General features: G+C 61.9%; 23 protein-coding genes. 8 read left to right on the top strand and 15 right to left on the bottom strand.

Translation table 11 applies throughout. The features are described from left to right. Window positions 1–5: 5 nt before the first annotated feature. Window positions 6–287: an HU family DNA-binding protein gene (locus AACG97_RS05210; protein ID WP_003255106.1), complete on the bottom strand. Its 282-nt coding sequence runs from the start codon at window positions 285–287 to the stop codon at window positions 6–8. A 370-nt stretch (window positions 288–657) separates the two neighbouring features. Between AACG97_RS05210 and yejK the strand changes: the two genes are divergently transcribed. Further along, window positions 658–1665 carry a nucleoid-associated protein YejK gene (gene yejK / locus AACG97_RS05205; protein ID WP_197886703.1) on the top strand — a complete coding sequence of 336 codons (1008 nt, stop codon included), beginning with the start codon at window positions 658–660 and terminating at the stop codon, window positions 1663–1665. 96 nt (window positions 1666–1761) lie between these two features. On the opposite strand, the gene AACG97_RS05200 is transcribed toward yejK, so the two are convergent. After that, the gene (locus AACG97_RS05200) at window positions 1762–2052 is read right to left on the bottom strand and encodes a GIY-YIG nuclease family protein (RefSeq protein ID WP_009687047.1); all 291 of its coding nucleotides are present in this window, start codon (window positions 2050–2052) and stop codon (window positions 1762–1764) included. Continuing rightward, window positions 2045–2521 (bottom strand): nuclear transport factor 2 family protein, encoded by a 477-nt coding sequence (locus AACG97_RS05195; RefSeq protein WP_054890528.1) that lies wholly within the window; start codon window positions 2519–2521, stop codon window positions 2045–2047. The genes AACG97_RS05200 and AACG97_RS05195 overlap by 8 nt, the downstream gene beginning before the upstream one ends. A 421-nt stretch (window positions 2522–2942) precedes the next feature. Between AACG97_RS05195 and AACG97_RS05190 the strand changes: the two genes are divergently transcribed. Further along, window positions 2943–4303 (top strand): IS3 family transposase gene (locus AACG97_RS05190; RefSeq protein WP_338463422.1). Its coding sequence is split into 2 segments (ribosomal slippage): window positions 2943–3411 and window positions 3411–4303, totalling 1362 coding nucleotides; the frame shifts between segments, so codons are not numbered across the junction. Between the two features lie 80 nt (window positions 4304–4383). Here AACG97_RS05190 and AACG97_RS05185 read toward each other — a convergent pair. The 12 genes from AACG97_RS05185 to AACG97_RS05130 form a co-directional block, all read right to left on the bottom strand. Then, window positions 4384–5664: a CynX/NimT family MFS transporter gene (locus AACG97_RS05185; RefSeq protein ID WP_110679329.1), complete on the bottom strand. Its 1281-nt coding sequence runs from the start codon at window positions 5662–5664 to the stop codon at window positions 4384–4386. Between the two features lie 13 nt (window positions 5665–5677). Continuing rightward, a complete protein-coding gene (locus AACG97_RS05180; RefSeq protein WP_125920307.1) occupies window positions 5678–6325 on the bottom strand; it encodes a FadR/GntR family transcriptional regulator in 648 nt (215 codons plus the stop codon). A gap of 143 nt (window positions 6326–6468) precedes the next feature. Then, a complete protein-coding gene (gene hisC / locus AACG97_RS05175; protein WP_009683023.1) occupies window positions 6469–7515 on the bottom strand; it encodes a histidinol-phosphate transaminase in 1047 nt (348 codons plus the stop codon). 2 nt (window positions 7516–7517) lie between these two features. Beyond that, entirely contained in the window at window positions 7518–8843 is a 1326-nt protein-coding gene (gene hisD / locus AACG97_RS05170) for a histidinol dehydrogenase (protein ID WP_029887545.1), read from the bottom strand. 134 nt (window positions 8844–8977) lie between these two features. Continuing rightward, complete coding sequence (gene hisG / locus AACG97_RS05165) at window positions 8978–9613, bottom strand: ATP phosphoribosyltransferase (protein WP_009683026.1); 636 nt, start codon at window positions 9611–9613, stop codon at window positions 8978–8980. 91 nt (window positions 9614–9704) lie between these two features. Further along, on the bottom strand, window positions 9705–10970 hold the full coding sequence (gene murA, locus AACG97_RS05160; RefSeq protein ID WP_009683027.1) for a UDP-N-acetylglucosamine 1-carboxyvinyltransferase: 1266 nt from the start codon (window positions 10968–10970) through the stop codon (window positions 9705–9707). Between the two features lie 23 nt (window positions 10971–10993). Then, entirely contained in the window at window positions 10994–11233 is a 240-nt protein-coding gene (locus AACG97_RS05155; protein WP_003255121.1) for a BolA family protein, read from the bottom strand. Between the two features lie 117 nt (window positions 11234–11350). Beyond that, window positions 11351–11653 (bottom strand): STAS domain-containing protein, encoded by a 303-nt coding sequence (locus AACG97_RS05150; RefSeq protein ID WP_009683028.1) that lies wholly within the window; start codon window positions 11651–11653, stop codon window positions 11351–11353. Further along, window positions 11650–12297, bottom strand: a complete 648-nt coding sequence (locus AACG97_RS05145; RefSeq protein ID WP_009683029.1) for an MlaC/ttg2D family ABC transporter substrate-binding protein — start codon at window positions 12295–12297, stop codon at window positions 11650–11652. The genes AACG97_RS05150 and AACG97_RS05145 overlap by 4 nt, the downstream gene beginning before the upstream one ends. 9 nt (window positions 12298–12306) lie before the next feature. Beyond that, entirely contained in the window at window positions 12307–12792 is a 486-nt protein-coding gene (gene mlaD / locus AACG97_RS05140; RefSeq protein WP_009683030.1) for an outer membrane lipid asymmetry maintenance protein MlaD, read from the bottom strand. Further along, a complete protein-coding gene (mlaE, locus tag AACG97_RS05135) occupies window positions 12792–13589 on the bottom strand; it encodes a lipid asymmetry maintenance ABC transporter permease subunit MlaE (RefSeq protein WP_009683031.1) in 798 nt (265 codons plus the stop codon). The genes mlaD and mlaE overlap by 1 nt, the downstream gene beginning before the upstream one ends. Further along, the gene (locus tag AACG97_RS05130; RefSeq protein ID WP_009683032.1) at window positions 13589–14398 is read right to left on the bottom strand and encodes an ATP-binding cassette domain-containing protein; all 810 of its coding nucleotides are present in this window, start codon (window positions 14396–14398) and stop codon (window positions 13589–13591) included. Before AACG97_RS05130 ends, mlaE begins: the two co-directional genes overlap by 1 nt. 247 nt (window positions 14399–14645) lie before the next feature. Here AACG97_RS05130 and AACG97_RS05125 point away from each other — a divergent pair, with 247 nt between their 5' ends. The 6 genes from AACG97_RS05125 (at window position 14646) to AACG97_RS05100 (ending at window position 19629) form a co-directional block, all read left to right on the top strand. Further along, window positions 14646–15620 (top strand): KpsF/GutQ family sugar-phosphate isomerase, encoded by a 975-nt coding sequence (locus tag AACG97_RS05125; protein WP_009683033.1) that lies wholly within the window; start codon window positions 14646–14648, stop codon window positions 15618–15620. Beyond that, window positions 15620–16144: a KdsC family phosphatase gene (locus AACG97_RS05120; RefSeq protein WP_009683034.1), complete on the top strand. Its 525-nt coding sequence runs from the start codon at window positions 15620–15622 to the stop codon at window positions 16142–16144. Before AACG97_RS05125 ends, AACG97_RS05120 begins: the two co-directional genes overlap by 1 nt. A gap of 8 nt (window positions 16145–16152) precedes the next feature. Next, window positions 16153–16725, top strand: a complete 573-nt coding sequence (gene lptC / locus AACG97_RS05115) for an LPS export ABC transporter periplasmic protein LptC (protein WP_029887548.1) — start codon at window positions 16153–16155, stop codon at window positions 16723–16725. Beyond that, window positions 16712–17236, top strand: coding sequence for a lipopolysaccharide transport periplasmic protein LptA (gene lptA, locus AACG97_RS05110; protein ID WP_029887549.1), 525 nt, complete (start codon window positions 16712–16714; stop codon window positions 17234–17236). Before lptC ends, lptA begins: the two co-directional genes overlap by 14 nt. Beyond that, complete coding sequence (lptB, locus tag AACG97_RS05105; RefSeq protein ID WP_010952146.1) at window positions 17237–17962, top strand: LPS export ABC transporter ATP-binding protein; 726 nt, start codon at window positions 17237–17239, stop codon at window positions 17960–17962. It abuts the gene before it with no gap. Window positions 17963–18135: 173 nt separating this feature from the next. After that, window positions 18136–19629: an RNA polymerase factor sigma-54 gene (locus AACG97_RS05100; protein ID WP_054890012.1), complete on the top strand. Its 1494-nt coding sequence runs from the start codon at window positions 18136–18138 to the stop codon at window positions 19627–19629. Window positions 19630–19678: the final 49 nt, after the last annotated feature.

Genomic DNA, 19678 nt, shown 5'->3' with positions numbered 1-19678 from the left:
AACAATTACTTGTTGATAGCGTCGGTCAGCACTTTGGCTGGCACGAACTTGACGACTTTCTTGGCAGCGATTTCGATGGCAGCGCCAGTCGAAGGGTTGCGGCCAGTGCGGGCAGGACGCTCCGAGACTTTCAGCTTGCCGATACCTGGCAGGGTGATTTCAGCGCCGTTTTCCAGCTGGTCAGCAACGATCTGGCCCAGTTGCTCCAGTGCGTTCTTGGCGGTGGCTTTCGGCGCGGCGATCGACTCGGCGATGTCGGCAATCAGTTGGTCTTTGGTCAATGCCATGGTGGTGTTCCTTCCCTATCAAATTCGATGGTTATGCAGCGAACGACGACGTTATCGGGCCAGCCCCTTGTAGTGGAGGGCCGCGCCAATTGGGTATGTAGATACTTAAATCGGCGTTTGGTTCGACACGACGGCAGCGCGCTGCCAGCAATGCGCCACGCGTGGGGCGCAAGACCGCGCAAAGCTACCACAGGAGTGGATAAATATCCGCAGCGTACTTCGATTAAATGCAGGTTTTTCAGGGGTTTTGGCTTAAAACGTACAAAAATGAACAAAAAACGAACAACCGGCATTTCGGCCAACATCCGGCCACTGCACCACTGGGTGTCTGGGTTAAACTTGGCGACTTTTGCAGCTCGCCGAGAATTTCATGCCTATCCGTCATTGCATCGTTCACCTGATCGACAAGAAGCCTGATGGCAGCCCCGCCGTGCTGCACGCCCGCGATAGCGAACTGGCGGCTTCCGACGCCATCGAAAACCTGCTGGCAGACCTGAACGACAGCTACAACGCCAAGCAAGGCAAGGCCTGGGGCTTCTTCCACGGCGAGTCGGGGGCCTACCCGCTCAGCGGCTGGCTGAAGCAGTACCTGGAAGGCGACACAGACTTTACCGCCTTCAGCCGCCAGGCCGTGGAACACCTGCAGAAGCTGATGGAGGAGTCCAACCTGTCCACCGGCGGTCACGTGCTGTTTGCCCATTACCAACAGGGCATGACCCAATACCTGGCCATCGCCCTGCTGCACCACAGTGAAGGCGTGGCGGTGAATGCCGAACTCGACGTCACCCCATCCCGTCACCTTGACCTTGGCCAGTTGCACCTGGCGGCGCGCATCAACCTGTCCGAGTGGAAGAACAACCAGAACTCCAAGCAGTACATCTCGTTCATCAAGGGCAAGAACGGCAAGAAAGTCTCGGACTATTTCCGCGATTTCATTGGCTGCCAGGAAGGTGTCGACGGCCCGGGTGAAACCCGCACCCTGCTCAAGGCTTTCAGCGACTTCGTCGAGAGCGAAGACTTGCCGGAAGCATCCGCCCGCGAAAAGACCCAGACGCTGGTCGAGTACGCCACTACCCAGACCAAACTGGGTGAACCGGTGACGCTGGAAGAGCTGTCCAGCCTGATCGACGAAGACCGGCCCAAGGCGTTTTACGACCATATCCGCAACAAGGACTACGGCTTGTCGCCGGAGATTCCGGCGGATAAACGCACCCTCAACCAGTTCCGTCGCTTTACCGGGCGTGCCGAAGGTCTGTCGATCAGCTTCGAGGCGCACCTGCTGGGCGACAAGGTGGAGTATGACGAGGCCGCCGGCACCCTGATCATCAAGGGGCTGCCGACCACCCTGGTGGACCAGCTGAAGCGACGCAAGGACTGACGGCCCATGGGCCGGGCGACCTGCTCCTGCACGCATCGCGACCTCCTGTAGGCGCGGCCTTGCGTCGCGATGGGCCGCAAAGCGGCCCCGGCACCCTCAAGCCGAACCCACCAGATAAGCCGCCACCAAAGCCTCTTTCGCCGACTTGCGCAGCCGTTTCACCAACCGCTCCTGGCGCAATGCCTCGCCCTTGTCCGGCCATTGCTCGACATACACCAGCGCCTGTGCCGGGCTGGTCTTGAAGTACCGTGCCCCCCGCCCTTTCTGATGGGCCAGAAAACGCCGCTGCGGGTCATCGCTGACCCCGCAATACAACGAACCGTTGGCCGCCCTGACCAGGTAGACATACCAAGGCTTGCCAACGCCTGCGGGGGCAGCTTCACACACCCTGGGCCTGCTGGAACGCGCGCAACCCCTTGAAGGCCTGTGCGCGAACCTTGTTCTGCACCAGCGGCGACCAACCCAGCAATACCCCTGGCATGCCCAACGCCTGCCGCGACCAGCGCCACAGGTCGAACGTATCGTCGTGCTGGCAGATCAAGCCATCGCGGATGATGAAGCGTGCCTGGATATCATTGACCACCACCCGCCCCGTCTGGCTGAACAGGTAGGTCGCCACCCAGTGTGCGGCACCGCTGCGCTCGTCGGCGCGTACGCTGTCGAAGGTGAGGGTGAAGTCTTTGGCGCGCGTGGTCAGCATGCGCCACATGTCGCCCGCGTCCTTGCCACGCAGCGTACCGAAAACCGGGTCGCTGAAAACGATATCGTCGCTGTAGCAGGCGATCATTGCCTCGGCGTCCAGGCGCTGGAAGGCCTGGTAGAAGCGCGTAATCAAATCGCGGTGGGCGTCACTCATGGGGGCTGGTCCATCCTGGGGTCGAAAGCAGCACGATAATCTGACCCGGTTGCTTATGCCAGCTTCCGCCGCAGCATCTTCAGCGCCTGTGAGATCGAGCGCCGCCCGCGCGGCGCAATCGCGAGCTGCGCTCGCTCCTACGTTTGTTTCGGGCCAGTAACGCCTGTGACAGGCGCGCGCGCCCGCCTTGTTTGTACGGCGCGATATTGAGGCATGCACCAAGGCGTTCGCGCGCGAATCCCACAGGAATAATTGGCCCGAAACAAACGTAGGAGCGAGCGCAGCTCGCGATTGCGCCGCGCGGGCGGCGCTCGCTCTAACAGGCGCTGCATATCTTCTGACAAACACCTGTCAGCCCTAAGGCGATCCCTGGACTGCCCCCAAGAAGTTGGACACCAATCCAATTTCTTGGGGTGTCCATATGAGCAAGTACTCAGACCAATTCAAGCTTACCGCCGTTCATGCCTACCTGGAGGGTGGTGAAGGTTTCCGAAAAGTAGCCCAGCGACTTGCAGTGGACTTCAGCCTGCTGCGGCGCTGGGTCTCCAGCTTCCAGAAACATGGCCAGTTCAGTCTGCGTAAACCAGGCCAGCGGTACAGTGCGACCTATAAGCGCTCAGTCCTTGAGTACATGCACAAGCATCAGCTTTCCTTGCGCCAGACCGCCGCCCATTTCGGTCTTGGTCAGTCTTCGCAGATAGGCATTTGGGCGCGGCAGTACTACAGTGGAAGTCCGGCTTCGCCTGCTCCCAAGAGAAGAAAACCTGCTGCCATGTCGAAAAAGCCTTACCCCATCAAACCCACAACCTCTGATGACACCGATAAAAGCCGCGACCAGTTGCTGGCTGAGCTTGAATGGCTGCGCATGGAGAACGCTTACCTAAAAAAGCTGGAAGAGTTGAAGAAGCAGGAGCGAAGGCAGCCCAAAAAACCCTGATCGTGTCTGCGCTCAAGGACAGGTTTCCCTTGGCCGCTGTTCTGGAGTTGGCGGATCTGCCGCGCAGTACGTTCTATTACCAGCTTCAAGCGCAGGCCAAACCTGATAAGCATGCTGCTCTGAAGCAGATGATTCAGCGTGTCTATCACGAGGAAAAAGGGCTTTACGGTTACCGGCGCGTTGCGATCGTGATCCGCAATGGCGGGACCTTGGTTAACAAAAAAGTGGTGGAGCGTTTGATGATCGAGCTTGATCTTCGCTCACTCGTGCGGCCGAAAAAATATCGGTCGTACAAGGGTGTCGTCGGCACCATCGCGCCCAACCTGCTGGAGCGAACTTTTATCGCGCAGCGCCCGAATCAGAAGTGGGTGACCGATGTGACCGAGTTCAAAGTGGCTCAGGAAAAAGTCTACCTCTCCCCCGTGATGGACTTGTACAACGCCGAAATTGTGGCCTACGAAGTGGCCAGCAGGCCATGCCTTGGGCTGGTCACCAACATGCTGGGCAAGGCCTTCAAGCGCCTGGGAAACAAGCCGAAACTGGTACTCCACTCGGATCAAGGCTGGCACTACCAACACTCGCAGTACCGCCACAAGCTGGCCGAGCAAGGGGTGAAGCAGAGCATGTCACGTAAAGGAAACTGCTTGGATAATGCGGCTATGGAGAGCTTTTTTGGTACGCTTAAGTCCGAATTTTTCTACCCGCAGCGCTTCAAGAGCGTTGAAGAACTGAAAGCCGGTCTGGATGAGTACATCCACTACTACAACCATGACCGCATCAAGCTAAAGCTCAATGGCATGAGCCCTGTGAAATACAGGGCTCATGCTGCAGGGGCTGCTAGCTGAAACTGTCCAACTTATTGGGGGCAGTCCACCCTGTGGGAGCTGGCTTGCCGGCGACAGGGCCGGTGCTGCCCAGCACAGATTCAGACTTTTTCGCTGGTCACCTGCACATGCAAAGCCCGCCCGGCCCCCAACCCGAAGACGATGGCGCCGACCCCAAGCACAGCGAAGATCCAGCCCACGGCCGCCCAGCCGCCCGTCAGGTCATGCACCAACCCCACCGCGAACGGCCCCATCGACGCCAGGGTATAACCCACGCCTTGGGCCATGCTCGACAGGTTGGCCGCCACGTGGGCATCCTTCGAGCGCAACACGATCAAGGTCAGCGCCAGGGCAAATGTACCACCCTGCCCCAGGCCCAGCACCACGGCCCAGCCCCACAGCCCGGAAAGCGGGGCATACAGGCAACCGAACAGGCCCGCCAGAGTGGTCAGCATGACCACCACGATTGCCAGCCGCTGGTCCTTGCCGCGAGTGGCCAGCCACGGCGCGCTCAGCGAACTCAGCAACTGCACGATGACCGATCCGGAAAGTACCAGGCCGGCCTGGGTCGGGCTCAGGCCACGACCGATCAGGATCGACGGCAGCCAGCCAAACACGATGTAGGCCAGCGACGACTGCAGGCCCATGTACAGGGTCACCTGCCAGGCCAACGGGTCACGCCAGAGGCCACGCACGCGGTATGCCACCTTGTGCAGGCCGTGCCCCTGGCGGGCTTGTGGCAGCCAGACCAGCATGGCCAGCAGCGCCGGGAGCACCCAGAAGCCCAGGCCCAACGCCCAGCTGCCACCGAAATGGCTGGCCAAGGGCACGGTGGCACCCGCCGCCATGGCCGCGCCCAGGCACAAGGCCATGGTGTACACCCCGGTCAGCGTGCCTGCGTGCTGGGGGAAGTCGCGCTTGACGATACCGGGCAACAACACCCCGATGATGCCGATGCTGGCGCCAGCCATCAGGCTGCCCAGAAACACCCCCGCCACGCCCAAACTGCTGCGCACGACAATGCCCAAAGCCAGGGTGAGCAGAATGCCGACGATCACCCGCTCACTGCCAAAGCGCCTTGCCAGCATCGGTGCCAGCGGCGCAAACAGCCCCAGGCACAACACCGGCAAGGTAGTCAGCAAACCGGCTTGCGAAGCGTTCAGCCCCAGGCCTTCGGACACCTGGCCCAACACGGGCGCCATGCTCGACAGCGCCGGGCGCAGGTTCAGCGCCACCAGCACCAGGCCGAGCAACAGCAGCCACGGCCGACGTAATTGCACCGGCTGCTGCTGGATTTGCTCGTCGTCGGCCTCGGCGTCGATCAGCAGTTCATCGAGGTCACGCGCGTGCGGTGGGGTGTTGCGGGGTAGGGACTCAGCCATGGTGTTCTCGGGGTCAGGATTCGATGAGGGTACGGCTCAGGCGCTTGGCCCGGTCCGCATCACGCTGTTCGATGGCGTCGAGGATCTGCCCATGCAGATCGAACGTGGCCTGGCAGCGGGGCACGGTCGCCATGCTGTGCTGCAGCGCCGCCGCGACCACGCCGGAGAAATAGCGGTAAAGCTCGCTGAGGGCGGGGTTGTGGGCGGCATCGACCAGCCGCTGGTGAAACACCAGGTCGCACCTTATGTAGTGATCGACATCACCATGAAAATGCCCGGCGCTGCCGGCCAGCGCTTCGCGCAGCCCTTGCAGGTCTGCATCGGTGCGCCGCAGCGCGGCCAGGCCAATCGCCTCCGCCTCGAGAATGTGGCGGGTTTCACGGGCCTGCTCGGCGGTACAGCGGGCCATGGCCTGCATCGCCAGCAACGGGTCCTGCGCGGTACGCAGGTAGCTGCCGTCGCCTTGGCGTACTTCGACCAGGCCGCTGAAGGCCAGCACGCGCATGGCTTCGCGCACGGTGTTACGGCTGATGCCCAGTTGCAGGGCCAGTTCCGGCTCGGTCGGCAGGCGCTGGCCGATCTGCCAGTCACCCTGGGCGATGCGCTCACGCAGTTGCTCAACGGCCTGCTCGACGAGGGAGCGTTTGATCAATAACGACATCGATACATCCAGTCATCGGACGAATTAGGGCCAACCATAAGCGCTGAATCAATAGGCTGCAACGCTTCACAGAATTGTTTTTGAGTAGGCACCGGGCGCCGCGCGGGCGGCGCTCGGTGTGACAGGCGCTAGAAAGGGCCCGGTCAGTTCAAGGCATCCAGCAGCGCCTGGTTCATCTCCGGCGTGCCAATGGTGATCCGCAGGAATTGGGCGATACGTGCCTGCTTGAAGTGGCGCACGATGACGCCCTGCTCGCGCAAGCGCGCTGCCAACTCGGCGGCATCCTGTTGCGGGTGGCGCGCGAAAATGAAGTTGGCCGCCGACGGCAGCACTTCGAAGCCCTTGGCCTGTAGCTGGCCAACCAACGCCTCGCGGCTGTCGATGACCTTGCGGCAGGTTTGCTCGAAGTACTCTCGGTCCTCGAAAGCCGCGGCAGCGCCAACAATGGCCGCACGGTCCAGCGGGTAGGAGTTGAAGCTGTTCTTGATGCGCTCCAATGCTTCGATCAGGTCCGGGTGCCCCACGGCCAAGCCGACACGCAGCCCCGCCAACGAGCGCGATTTGGACAAGGTCTGGGTCACCAGCAGGTTGTCGTAGCGGTCGACCAGGCTGATGGCGGTTTCGCCGCCGAAGTCGATGTACGCTTCATCCACTACCACCACCGAGTCACGGTTGGCCTGCAGCAGTTGCTCTACCGCCTGCAGTGGCATCAGGCAACCCGTAGGCGCGTTGGGGTTGGGGAAGATGATCCCGGCATTGGGCTTGTTGTAGTCCTCGATACGGATCTGGAACTGCTCGTCCAGGGCTACCTGCTCGAACGCGATGCCGTAGAGACCACAGTAGACCGGGTAGAAGCTGTAGCTGATATCGGGGAACAACAACGGTGCATCGTGCTGGAACAGGCCGTGGAAGATGTGCGCCAGCACCTCGTCCGAACCATTGCCGACAAACACTTGCGCCGGGGTAACGCCGTAATACTCGGCCACCGCCTGCTTCAGGCGGTCACCGTTAGGATCGGGGTACAGGCGCAGGTTGTCGTTCAGCTCCGCGCGCATGGCCTCCAGCGCCTTGGGCGACGGGCCGTAGGGGTTCTCGTTGGTGTTCAGCTTGACCAGCCGCGCCAGTTTGGGCTGCTCGCCCGGCACGTAAGGCACCAGGTCCTTGACGAAGGGGCTCCAGAATCGGCTCATGTTCAGTTCCCCTTCTGTTGGGTCAGGATGCGGTATTCAGCGCTTCGGGCGTGCGCGGTCAGCGATTCGCCACGGGCCAGCACGGAGGCAGTCTGGCCCAGTTCGGACGCGCCTTGCTCGGAGCAGAAGATGATCGACGAGCGCTTCTGGAAGTCGTACACACCCAACGGCGACGAGAAGCGTGCAGTGCCGGAGGTTGGCAACACGTGGTTGGGGCCGGCGCAGTAATCACCCAGTGCTTCGCTGGTGTGGCGGCCCATGAAGATCGCCCCGGCGTGGCGAATGTGCGGCAGCCAGGCCTGCGGGTCGGCCACCGACAGCTCCAGGTGCTCGGGGGCAATGCGGTTGGCCACGTCCATGGCCTGCTGCATGTCTTTTACCTGGATCAATGCACCACGGCCGTTGACCGACTTCTGGATGATTTGCGCACGCTCCATGGTCGGCAGCAGCTTGTCGATACTGGCAGCGACACGGTCGAGGAAGGCGGCATCCGGGCTGACCAGAATGGCCTGTGCGTCTTCGTCGTGTTCAGCCTGGGAGAACAGGTCCATGGCGATCCAGTCCGGGTCGGTCTGACCGTCGCACACCACCAGGATTTCCGAAGGCCCGGCGATCATGTCGATGCCCACCTGGCCAAATACATGGCGCTTGGCAGTGGCGACGTAGATGTTGCCCGGGCCGACGATCTTGTCGACCTGTGGCACGCTTTCGGTGCCATAGGCCAGTGCCGCGACCGCCTGGGCGCCACCGACAGTGAACACGCGGTCGACACCGGCGATGCAGGCAGCGGCCAGCACCAGCTCGTTGACCTCACCGCGCGGGGTCGGCACCACCATCACCACTTCGGCCACGCCGGCCACCTTGGCCGGGATGGCATTCATCAGCACTGACGAGGGGTACGAGGCCTTGCCACCGGGCACATACAGGCCGGCCCGATCCAGCGGGGTAACCTTCTGCCCCAGTACGGTGCCGTCGGCTTCGGTGTACTGCCAGGAATCCTGCTTCTGCCGCTCATGGTAGATGCGCACACGTTCGGCGGCCTTTTCCAGGGCCTGGCGCTGTACGGGGGTGATACGGGTCAGCGCCAGCTCCAGGCGCTCGCGATCGAGGATCAGGTCATCGATCGATGTGGCCTGAACGCCATCGAAACGCTGGGTGAACTCCACCAGCGCTGCGTCGCCACGCTCGCGCACGGCCTTGATGATGTCCAGCACGCGCTGGTTGACCGCGTCATCGGACACACTTTCCCAGCTCAGCAGATGATCCAGATGTCGGGCGAAATCCGGATCAGCAGCGTTGAGACGGGCAATTGCAGTGGACACGGTCATGGCGAGGGCCTCGATGATTAGCGAATGCTCAGGCGCCCTAGGCTACCAGTCCATCCGCGCGGGCACCCGAGAAAAGTGGCTATGACGCGGATAGATGGGCGCGGCAGCAACGGCCGCGCGCAATCGGTAGGGAATTAACCGCGGTGTCGCGATTCGACCGCCGCGCGCAGCGTGTCGATAAGGCTCTGGATGCGGGCGTGCTGCATCTTCATGGAAGCCTTGTTGACCACCAGGCGCGAGCTGATCGTGGCGATCATTTCCTGGGGCTCCAGGCCATTGGCCCGCAGGGTGTTGCCGGTATCTACCACGTCGATGATCTTGTCGGCGAGGTTGATCAGCGGTGCCAGCTCCATCGAGCCGTACAGCTTGATGATGTCGACCTGGCGGCCCTGTTCGGCGTAGTAACGCTTGGCGACGTTGACGAACTTGGTGGCCACGCGCAGGCGGCCCTTGGGCTCAGGGGCGCCGACCACGCCTGCGGTCATCAGCTTGCAGCGGGCAATCTGCAGGTCCAGTGGCTCGTACAGGCCCTGGCCGCCGTACTCCATCAGCACGTCCTTGCCGGCCACACCCAGGTCGGCAGCACCATGCTCGACATAGGTCGGCACGTCGGTAGCACGCACGATCAGCAGGCGTACGTCATCCTGCGTGGTAGGGATGATCAGTTTGCGGCTCTTGTCCGGGTTCTCGGTCGGCACGATGCCGGCCTCGGCCAGCAACGGCAAGGTATCGTCGAGAATACGGCCTTTGGAAAGCGCGATGGTCAACATTGGAACGTCGGTCCTTAAGCGGCTACTGCTGGCCAGGTCATGGACCTGGCCGCTTTCAATTCGAACGGTGCGTCCTTGCACCAGAGGGCGATCAGCCCGGTACGCGGCGGATTTTCGCGCCGAGCATCTGCAGTTTTTCTTCGATGCACTCGTAGCCACGGTCAATGTGGTAGATGCGGTCGATCAGCGTGTCACCTTCGGCCACCAGCGCCGAGAGCACCAGGCTGGCCGACGCGCGCAGATCGGTGGCCATGACCGGGGCGCCTTTGAGGGCCGGTACACCGGTAACGATCGCGGTGTTGCCTTCGACCTGGATCTGCGCCCCCATGCGGTGCATTTCGTACACGTGCATGAAACGGTTTTCGAAGATGGTTTCGATGACGGCACCGGTGCCTTCGGCAATGGCGTTCAGCGAGATGAACTGCGCCTGCATGTCGGTGGGGAACGCCGGGTACGGCGCAGTACGCAGGTTCACGGCTTTTGGCCGCTTGCCCTGCATGTCGAGCTCGATCCAGTCTTCACCGGTGGTGATCTCGGCGCCGGCTTCCTTGAGCTTTTCCAGCACGGCCTCAAGGATGGTCGGGTCGGTATCCTTGACCTTGACGCGGCCACCGGTCACGGCAGCGGCAACCAGGTAGGTACCGGTCTCGATACGGTCCGGCATCACGCGGTAGCTGGCCGACGCCAGGCGCTCGACGCCATCGATGGTGATGGTGTCGGTACCGGCACCTTGCACCTTGCCGCCCATGGCGTTGATGAAGTTGGCCAGGTCGACCACCTCCGGCTCACGCGCAGCGTTCTGCAGCACGCTGCGGCCTTTGGCCAGCGCTGCGGCCATCATGATGTTTTCGGTACCGGTCACGCTGACGGTGTCGAAGAAGAAATGCGCACCGCGCAGGCCGCCCTCAGGCGCCTTGGCCTTGATGTAGCCAGCTTCGACCTCGATCTTCGCACCCATGGCCTCCAGGCCACGGATGTGCAGGTCGACCGGGCGCGAACCGATCGCGCAACCGCCGGGCAGCGCCACCTCGGCCTCGCCGAAGCGGGCGACCATCGGGCCCAGCACCAGGATCGAGGCGCGCATGGTCTTGACCAGTTCGTAAGGCGCGACCAGGGTCTTGATGGTGCGGGGGTCGATTTCCACCGCCAGCTTTTCGTCGATCACAGGCTCGATGCCCATGCGGCCGAACAGCTCGATCATGGTGGTGATGTCGTGCAGGTGCGGCAGGTTGCCTACGGTGACCGGGCCATCGGCCAGCAGGGTCGCCGCCAGAATCGGCAGGGCCGCGTTCTTCGCACCCGAAATACGGATCTCGCCGTCAAGACGAGCGCCGCCAGTAATAATCAGTTTGTCCATTGGAATCTCGCCGCCAAGTTGGCTCAGGTGCGCTCAGCCCAGGCTGCGCTGCTGAAAAATTTCATGGTTACCGCATGGATGCTGCCATTGGCGATCCACGGATTCAGATGAGCATAGATAGCCTGCTGGCGTTTGACCGGGCTCAGGCCAGCCAACTCGTCGCTGATCACGTTCAACTGGAAGTTGCAGCCTTCGCCTTCAACTTCTACCCGGGAACCCGGCAATTTCTCTTCAAGGAAGCTTTTAACTTCTACGGCCTGCATGCTCAACCTCAATCGGCGCCCGATGCGCACGGGTCGGCCATCATACAAAAAAGCCCCTCGCCTGCGAAGCCCAACGAGGGCTTCGCTGACCGAGGGGCCGTCATCCGTGCCGGGCCATCAGGTCGCCAGCACTTGATCGAGGTCGTAGACCTCGGCAATTTCCCGCATGTCGTCGGGCATGCCCCGCACCCGACAGGCCTTGCCTGCGGCCTGGGCATCGCGCATGAACGACAGCAGCAACGACAGGCCGACACTGGTGGAGCGCAGCACGCCCGAGCAATCGAGCACCAACTGCGCATCCCGGCTGGCAGTGATCAGCGCCTTGCCTTGCTTGCGCAACTGCGGCCCGCTGCGATAGTCCAGCACGCCGGACAGGCTCAGCACGCCCGGCTCAGCCATGCTTACCGCGGCCTCACTCATTTCACCGCCTTTTCTGGCGAGTTGTCGGCGGCCTGCTTGGCCTTGGCCACTTCGCCGGCCCAGCCGTCGATGGTCTTGTCCAGGTTGTTGCCGTTGCGCTGCATGGCGTCGGCGAACTGGTCACGGAACAGCTTGCCGATGTTGATGCCGTTGACGATGACGTTACGCACCTTCCACTCGCCACCCAGGTTTTCCAGGGTGTACTGCACCGGGTACACGGCGCCATTGTTGCCGGTAACCTTCATGCCCACCGAAGCGCGCTTGCCATCATCGGCCTTGGCCGGGTCGACGACGATGCCCTGGTTGTTGTACTCCAGCAACGCATTGCCGTAGAACTGGAACAGGCTGCGCTTGAAGTTTTCCTGGAAGCGCTGCATCTGCTCGGGCGTGGCCTTGCGCGAGTACTTGACGGTCATGATGCTGCGGGAAATACCGTCGGCATCGACCACCGGCGCGAGAATCCGGTCAAGGGTGTCGTAGAACGCTTGTGGGTTGGCCTTGTACTGCTCTTTGTTGGCCTTGAGTTCACCCAGCAGCTCGGTGGTGGTGCCCTGAACCACGTCATGCGGCGACTGCGCGGCCAAGGTCATCAGGGGGAAAGCCGCCAGCAACACCAGCAGGCCACGTCGCAAGATCGAAATCATGGAAACTCCTCAATTAGCCGGTTGCGCTTCTTTCGGTTCCTTGCCAACGGAGTTGAGCAGGAACTTGCCTATCAGGTCTTCCAGCACCAGGGCAGACTGGGTGTCGTGAATGGTCGAGCCATCCTTGAGCACGTCTTCCTCACCGCCCACGCTGATACCGATGTACTTCTCGCCGAGCAGACCGGCGGTCAGGATCGAGGCAGTGGAGTCGGTCGGCAGGTTGTCCACCGACTTGTCCAGCTGCAGGGTCACCCGACCGGTATAGGAATCACGGTCCAGATCGATGGCGGTGACCTTGCCGATGGTCACGCCCGCCATGGTCACCTTGGCTCTGACCGTCAAACCGGCGATATTGTCGAAATAGGCATAAACTTTATAGGTATCGCTGCTCGGGCTGGCCGACAGCCCGCTGACACGCAGGGCCAGCAGCAGCAGCGCCAGGATCCCGGCCAGCAGGAACAGGCCGACACCGATTTCCAGGGTGCGGTTTTGCATCAGAAATCTCCAAACATCAAGGCGGTCAGAATAAAGTCCAGACCCAGCACTGCCAACGAGGCATAGACCACGGTCTTGGTGGTTGCACGGCTGATCCCTTCTGAAGTGGGCTCACAGTCGTACCCCTGGAATACGGCGATCCAGGTCGCGACGAATGCGAACACCAGGCTCTTGATCAGCCCGTTGAGCACGTCGTCAGTGAACGAAACACTGTTCTGCATGTTGGCCCAGAACGAGCCCTCGTATACGCCCAGCCAGTCCACGGCGACCCACGAGCCCCCCCAGATACCGACCACACTGAAGATCAGCGCCAGCAGCGGCAACGAGATGAAACCGGCCCACAAGCGTGGCGCCACGATGTACTTGAGCGGGTCGACGCCGATCATCTCCAGGCTGGACAACTGCTCGGTGGACTTCATGTTGCCGATTTCGGCAGTCAGTGCAGAACCGGCACGGCCCGCGAACAGCAACGCCGTGACCACCGGCCCAAGTTCCCGCAACAGGGTCAGGGCCACCATCTGGCCCACGGCCTGCTCGGAGCCGTACTTGGTGAGGATGCTGTAGCCCTGCAGCGCCAGCACCATGCCGATGAACACCCCGGACACGACGACGATCGCCAGCGACAGCACGCCCACCGAGTACAGCTGCCTGATCAGCAGCTGGAAGCCACCGCCAATGCCGCCGCGCCCGACCAGAGCATGGAACAGGAACAGGCAGGAACGCCCGAGTACCGCCACCACGTCGATGGCCGAGCGGCCCAGCAGCCGGACACGTTCGAGTAAGGATTTTCTGCGCATCAACGCGCCCCCAGCAGGTCGGCGCTGTAGTCAGGCGCAGGGAAATGGAACGGCACCGGGCCATCCGGGTCGCCTTTCATGAACTGGCGGATCCGCGGGTTGTCCGAGCCCATCAGCTCATCGGGGGTACCCTGCCCCAGCACCTGGCCGTCGCCCACCACATAGATGTAGTCGGCGATGCTGGCGGTTTCTGCGAGGTCATGGGACACCACGATGCTGGTAATGCCCAAGGCATCGTTGAGCAGGCGGATCAAGCGCACCAGTACCCCCATGGCAATCGGGTCCTGCCCGACGAACGGCTCGTCGTACATGAGGATCTGCGGGTCCAGGGCGATTGCCCGGGCCAGCGCCACGCGGCGCTTCATGCCACCGGACAGCTCATCGGGCATCAGGTCGATGGCCCCACGAAGCCCCACGGCCTGCAGTTTCATCAACACGATGTCACGGATCATGTCGTCGGCAAGCTGGGTATGCACGCGCAGCGGAAATGCGACGTTCTCGAACACATCGAGGTCGGTGAACAGCGCGCCGCTCTGAAACAGCACGCCCATCTGCTTGCGGGCGTCGAACAGGTCGCTGCGCGACAGCGTCGGCAGGTTCTGCCCGGCGACCCATACCTCACCACTGGCGGGGCGCAGCTGCGCGCCCATCAGGCGAAGCAACGTGGTCTTGCCGCAACCCGATGGCCCCATGATGCCGGTGACCTTGCCGCGCGGGATGCGAATATCGACGTTGCTGAAAATGCTACGCGAACCGCGTTTGAAGGTAACACCCTTCAATTCCACCGCGTAGGCGCTATCCACACTCATCTAGACTCCTTGCTGATGCAGCCTCGTCCTTATGGACGCCAGCCTCCCTGCAGAAGGCACACGCGCCCTTGGCAGGCCGAATAGCGGCGAACTATAGCACCGCTGCCCGCGCGCCCCCAAGGTCATGCATGCCCCGTTCAGCTACGAGACAGGCTGGCGCGCCCGGGACCAGGCAGATGGAAAAGGTGAGGGTTTCGTCGATTGCGGCTATAATCGCCGACTTTTCATCAGGCAGTGCTTTATCGACATGAGCCAATCCAGCGAGCTGATTCAATCCGCACAGCGCACCGTGCGCCTGGAACTCGAGGCCGTAGAGGGCCTGCTGGCGCGCATCGACGAGCATTTCGTCAAAGCCTGCGAACTGATCCTGGCCAGCCAGGGCCGCGTCGTGGTGCTTGGCATGGGCAAGTCCGGGCATATCGGCAACAAAATTGCCGCGACCCTCGCCAGCACCGGCACCCCCGCGTTTTTCGTGCACCCGGCCGAAGCCAGCCATGGCGACATGGGCATGATCACCGGCAACGATATCATCCTGGCGCTGTCCAACTCAGGCAGCACGGCCGAGATCGTCACGTTGCTGCCGCTGGTCAAGCGCCTGGGCATCACCCTCATCAGCCTTACCGGCAACCCGGATTCCACCCTGGCCCAGGCAGCAGAGGTTAACCTGGATGCCCGGGTCGCACAGGAGGCCTGCCCGCTGAACCTTGCCCCTACCTCCTCGACCACTGCGGCACTGGTGTTGGGTGACGCGCTGGCCATTGCTCTGCTCGAAGCGCGCGGGTTCACGGCCGAGGACTTCGCCTTTTCGCACCCTGGCGGCGCCTTGGGGCGGCGGCTGCTGCTGAAGGTCGAGCATGTGATGCACAGCGGTGACCAGTTGCCCAAGGTGCTGCGTGGCACGTTGCTCAAGGATGCCCTGCTGGAAATGTCGCGCAAAGGGCTGGGCATGACCGCTGTGCTCGAGGCAGACGGCAAGCTGGCCGGTATCTTCACCGATGGCGACCTGCGCCGCAGCCTGGACCGCAATATCGACGTGCATACCACGTTGATCGACCACGTCATGACCGTGCATGGCAAAACTGCACGGGCCGAAATGCTCGCCGCCGAGGCCCTTAAAATCATGGAAGACAACAAAATCAACGCACTGGTGGTCGTCGACCAGGACGACCGGCCGACAGGTGCCCTGAACATGCACGACCTGTTGCGTGCAGGAGTTATGTGATGAGCCAGAATCTCATGCAACGTGGCCAGGCCATCAAGCTGGCCGTGTTCGATGTCGACGGCGTACTGACCGATGGGCGACTGTACTTTCTCGAAGACGGCAGCGAATTCAAGACCTTCAATACCCTCGACGGCCAGGGCATCAAGATGCTCATGGCGTCGGGCGTGACCACGGCCATCATCAGCGGGCGCAAGACCCCGGTGGTCGAGCGGCGGGCTGCGAACCTGGGTATCGCGCACCTGTTTCAGGGCCGCGAAGACAAATTGGTGGTTCTTGACGGGCTGCTTGCCGAACTCGGCCTAAGCTATGAACAGGTCGCCTACCTGGGCGACGACCTGCCCGACCTGCCGGTGATTCGCCGCGTCGGTCTGGGTATGGCAGTGGCCAACGCCGCGCCCTTCGTTCGCCAGCATGCCCACGGCGTGACCCAGGCGCGCGGCGGCGAAGGCGCTGCCCGCGAGTTCTGCGAACTGATCATGCAGGCCCAGGGCACCCTGGACGCTGCCAACGCCAACTACTTGTAAGGCCGCCCATGTTCAGCAAGAAGGTCCGCAATATTGCGCTGCTGGCGGTGATTGCTGCCGTGCTCGCTGCCATTGGCTACTGGAATGTCAGCCCTGAAAGCTTCCTCGACCAGCCTGTGGCCCAGGTCGACGAAAGCGCCATCGACTACTATGCGATCAACGCCCATAGTGTGCAGTTCTTGCCGGACGGCAAATTGCAGTACGAAATGACCGCCGACAAGGTCGAGCACGTCAAGGCGACCGAAGTTACCCTGGTGACCACGCCCGACCTGCGCCTTTACCGCGGCACCGAATACCCGTGGCATGTTCAGAGCGAGCGCGCCGAGGTCAGCCCGGACGGCAACGAGGTCGAACTGATCAACAAGGTCCGCGTTGCCCGCACCGACGAAAAGCAACGCGACACCATCATCACCAGCTCACGCATGACCGTATTCCCGCAGAAGCAATATGCGCAGACCGAGCAAGCCGTTAGAATCGACGGCGCCGGTGGCACAACCACGGGCAAGGGCATGAAAGCGTATTTGAAAGAAGGCAAGATGGACTTGCTCTCTAACGTAAGAGGACAGTATGAGGCTCGTTAAAACCCTCCCCCTTTTGCTCAGCCTGAGCGCAGCACTGGGAAGCGCGAGCGCCTTCGCCCTGCCGAATGACCGTGACCAGCCAATCCGTATCCAGGCCGACAACGCGCATCTGGACGACAAGCAGGGTGTCGCGACGTACACCGGTGACGTGATCATCACTCAAGGCTCGATGATGATCAAAGGCAATACCGTGACCATGACCCGCGCCGCCAACGGCGACATCGACGTGGTCACTTCGGTTGGCAACCTGGCCTACTTCGAGCAGCAGCAGAGCGCCGCCAAGCCCGACAAGATGAAGGGCTGGGCAGTGACCATCCAATACCAGGCGCAAAAAGACACCGTGATCCTCACCGACCGCGCCAAGGTCGAGAACGAAGGCAACACCACCGAGGGCGAGAAGATCGTCTACAACACCAAGTCGCAGGTGGCTACCGCCGGCCGTGGCGGTAACGTGACCCAGCCACGTCAGCGCATCGACATGGTGATCCAGCCCAAGAAGAAGGCCGAGTAAATGGCAACCCTAAAAGCCCAGCACCTGGCCAAAAGCTACAAGGGGCGCCAGGTCGTACGTGATGTCAGCCTGTCGATCGACAGCGGCCAGATCGTCGGATTGCTCGGCCCGAACGGTGCCGGCAAGACCACCTGCTTCTACATGATCGTCGGCCTGGTCCAGGCCGAGCAGGGTCGTGTCCTGATCGACAACCTCGATGTCAGCCACCAGCCCATGCACGGCCGCGCGCGCGCCGGCATCGGCTACCTGCCGCAGGAAGCCTCGATCTTCCGCAAGCTTTCGGTGGCCGACAACATCATGGCCATCCTCGAGACCCGCAAGGACCTCGACCGCGATGGCCGGCGCAAGGAACTGGAAAGCCTGCTGCAGGAGTTCCACATCAGCCACATCCGCGACAACCTCGGCATGAGCCTGTCCGGTGGCGAACGCCGCCGTGTCGAGATCGCCCGCGCCCTGGCGACCGCGCCCAAGTTCATCCTGCTGGACGAACCCTTCGCCGGCGTGGACCCGATCTCGGTCGGTGACATCAAGCAGATCATCCACCACCTCAAGGCCAAGGGTATCGGTGTGCTGATCACGGACCACAACGTGCGCGAAACCCTGGATATCTGCGAGACCGCCTACATCGTCAACGATGGCCGGCTGATCGCCGAAGGCGACGCCGAAACCATCCTGGCCAACGAACTGGTCAAAGAGGTTTACCTGGGCCACGAGTTCCGGCTCTGACCCACCCCTGCCTGGGGTACTGGCAACCTGCCCTGAAGCCGGGGTTAAAATTGTTACGTACTCTAGGCAAACGCTACAATTTAAGGCATAAAACTTGCTTGATCTGGCGCCCCGGCGCCCTCGTGTAGTGGATGGCGCATGCGCGCCGGCGAACAAGGTATTAAGCCCCAGCCATGAAACCATCGCTCGTCCTAAAAATGGGCCAGCAACTGACGATGACACCGCAGTTGCAACAGGCCATCCGCCTGCTCCAGCTTTCCACCCTGGACCTCCAACAGGAAATCCAGGAGGCGCTGGAGTCGAACCCGATGCTCGAACGCCAGGAAGACGGCGACGACTTCGACAACAGCGACCCGATGGCCGACAACGCCGAGAACAAGCCGGCCGCCGACGTTCAGGACAACAGCTTCCAGGAAATCACGGTCAGTGCCGACAACCTCGAAGACGGTGAATGGAGCGAGCGTATCCCCAACGAGCTGCCGGTCGACACCGCCTGGGAAGACATCTACCAGACCAGCGCCAGCAGCCTGCCGAGCAACGATGACGACGAGTGGGACTTCACCACGCGGACATCGGCCGGCGAAAGCCTGCAAAGCCACCTACTGTGGCAACTGAACCTGGCGCCGATGTCGGATACCGACCGCCTGATCGCCGTGACCCTGATCGACAGCATCAACGGCCAGGGCTACCTGGAAGACACCCTCGAAGAAATCTGCGCTGGCTTCGACCCGGAGCTGGATATCGAGCTGGACGAAGTCGAAGCGGTGCTGCACCGCATTCAGCAGTTCGAACCGGCAGGCGTCGCGGCACGCACCCTTGGCGAGTGCCTGTTGCTGCAACTGCGCCAACTGCCTGCCAGCACGCCGTGGCTGAACGAGGCGAAACGGCTGGTCTGCGATTTCATCGACTTGCTCGGCAGCCGCGACTACAGCCAGCTCATGCGGCGCATGAAAATCAAGGAAGACGAACTGCGCCAGGTGATCGAACTGGTGCAAAGCCTCAATCCGCGCCCGGGTTCGCAGATCGAGTCCAGCGAGCCCGAGTACGTGGTACCGGACGTGATCGTGCGCAAGGACAGCGACCGCTGGCTGGTGGAACTGAACCAGGAAGCCATCCCGCGCCTGCGCGTGAACGCTCAATACGCCGGCTTCGTGCGCCGCGCCGACACCAGTGCCGACAACACCTTCATGCGCAACCAACTGCAGGAGGCGCGCTGGTTCATCAAGAGCCTGCAAAGCCGCAACGAAACCCTGATGAAAGTCGCCACGCAGATCGTCGAGCATCAGCGCGGCTTCCTCGATCATGGCGACGAAGCGATGAAACCGCTGGTGCTGCATGACATTGCCGAAGCGGTGGGCATGCACGAGTCGACCATTTCCCGGGTGACCACGCAGAAATACATGCACACGCCCCGCGGCATCTACGAACTGAAATACTTTTTCTCCAGCCACGTCAGCACCTCCGAAGGCGGAGAATGCTCGTCTACAGCGATCCGCGCGATCATCAAGAAACTGGTTGCAGCGGAAAATCAGAAAAAGCCATTGAGTGACAGCAAGATCGCTGGTTTACTGGAGGCACAAGGCATCCAGGTGGCCCGCCGCACCGTCGCCAAGTACCGCGAGTCTCTCGGCATCGCACCGTCGAGTGAGCGCAAGCGACTGATGTAGCCCCTGAGATCTGCCACAGCGTTTGCGGGGCAGGTGCAAAACCTGCCTC

Source organism: Pseudomonas sp. Nvir (assembly GCF_963778085.1).
GTDB lineage: Bacteria > Pseudomonadota > Gammaproteobacteria > Pseudomonadales > Pseudomonadaceae > Aquipseudomonas > Aquipseudomonas juntendi.
The sequence above is the reverse complement of the archived record's forward strand: the minus strand, read 5'-3'. Positions and strand labels throughout refer to the sequence as shown.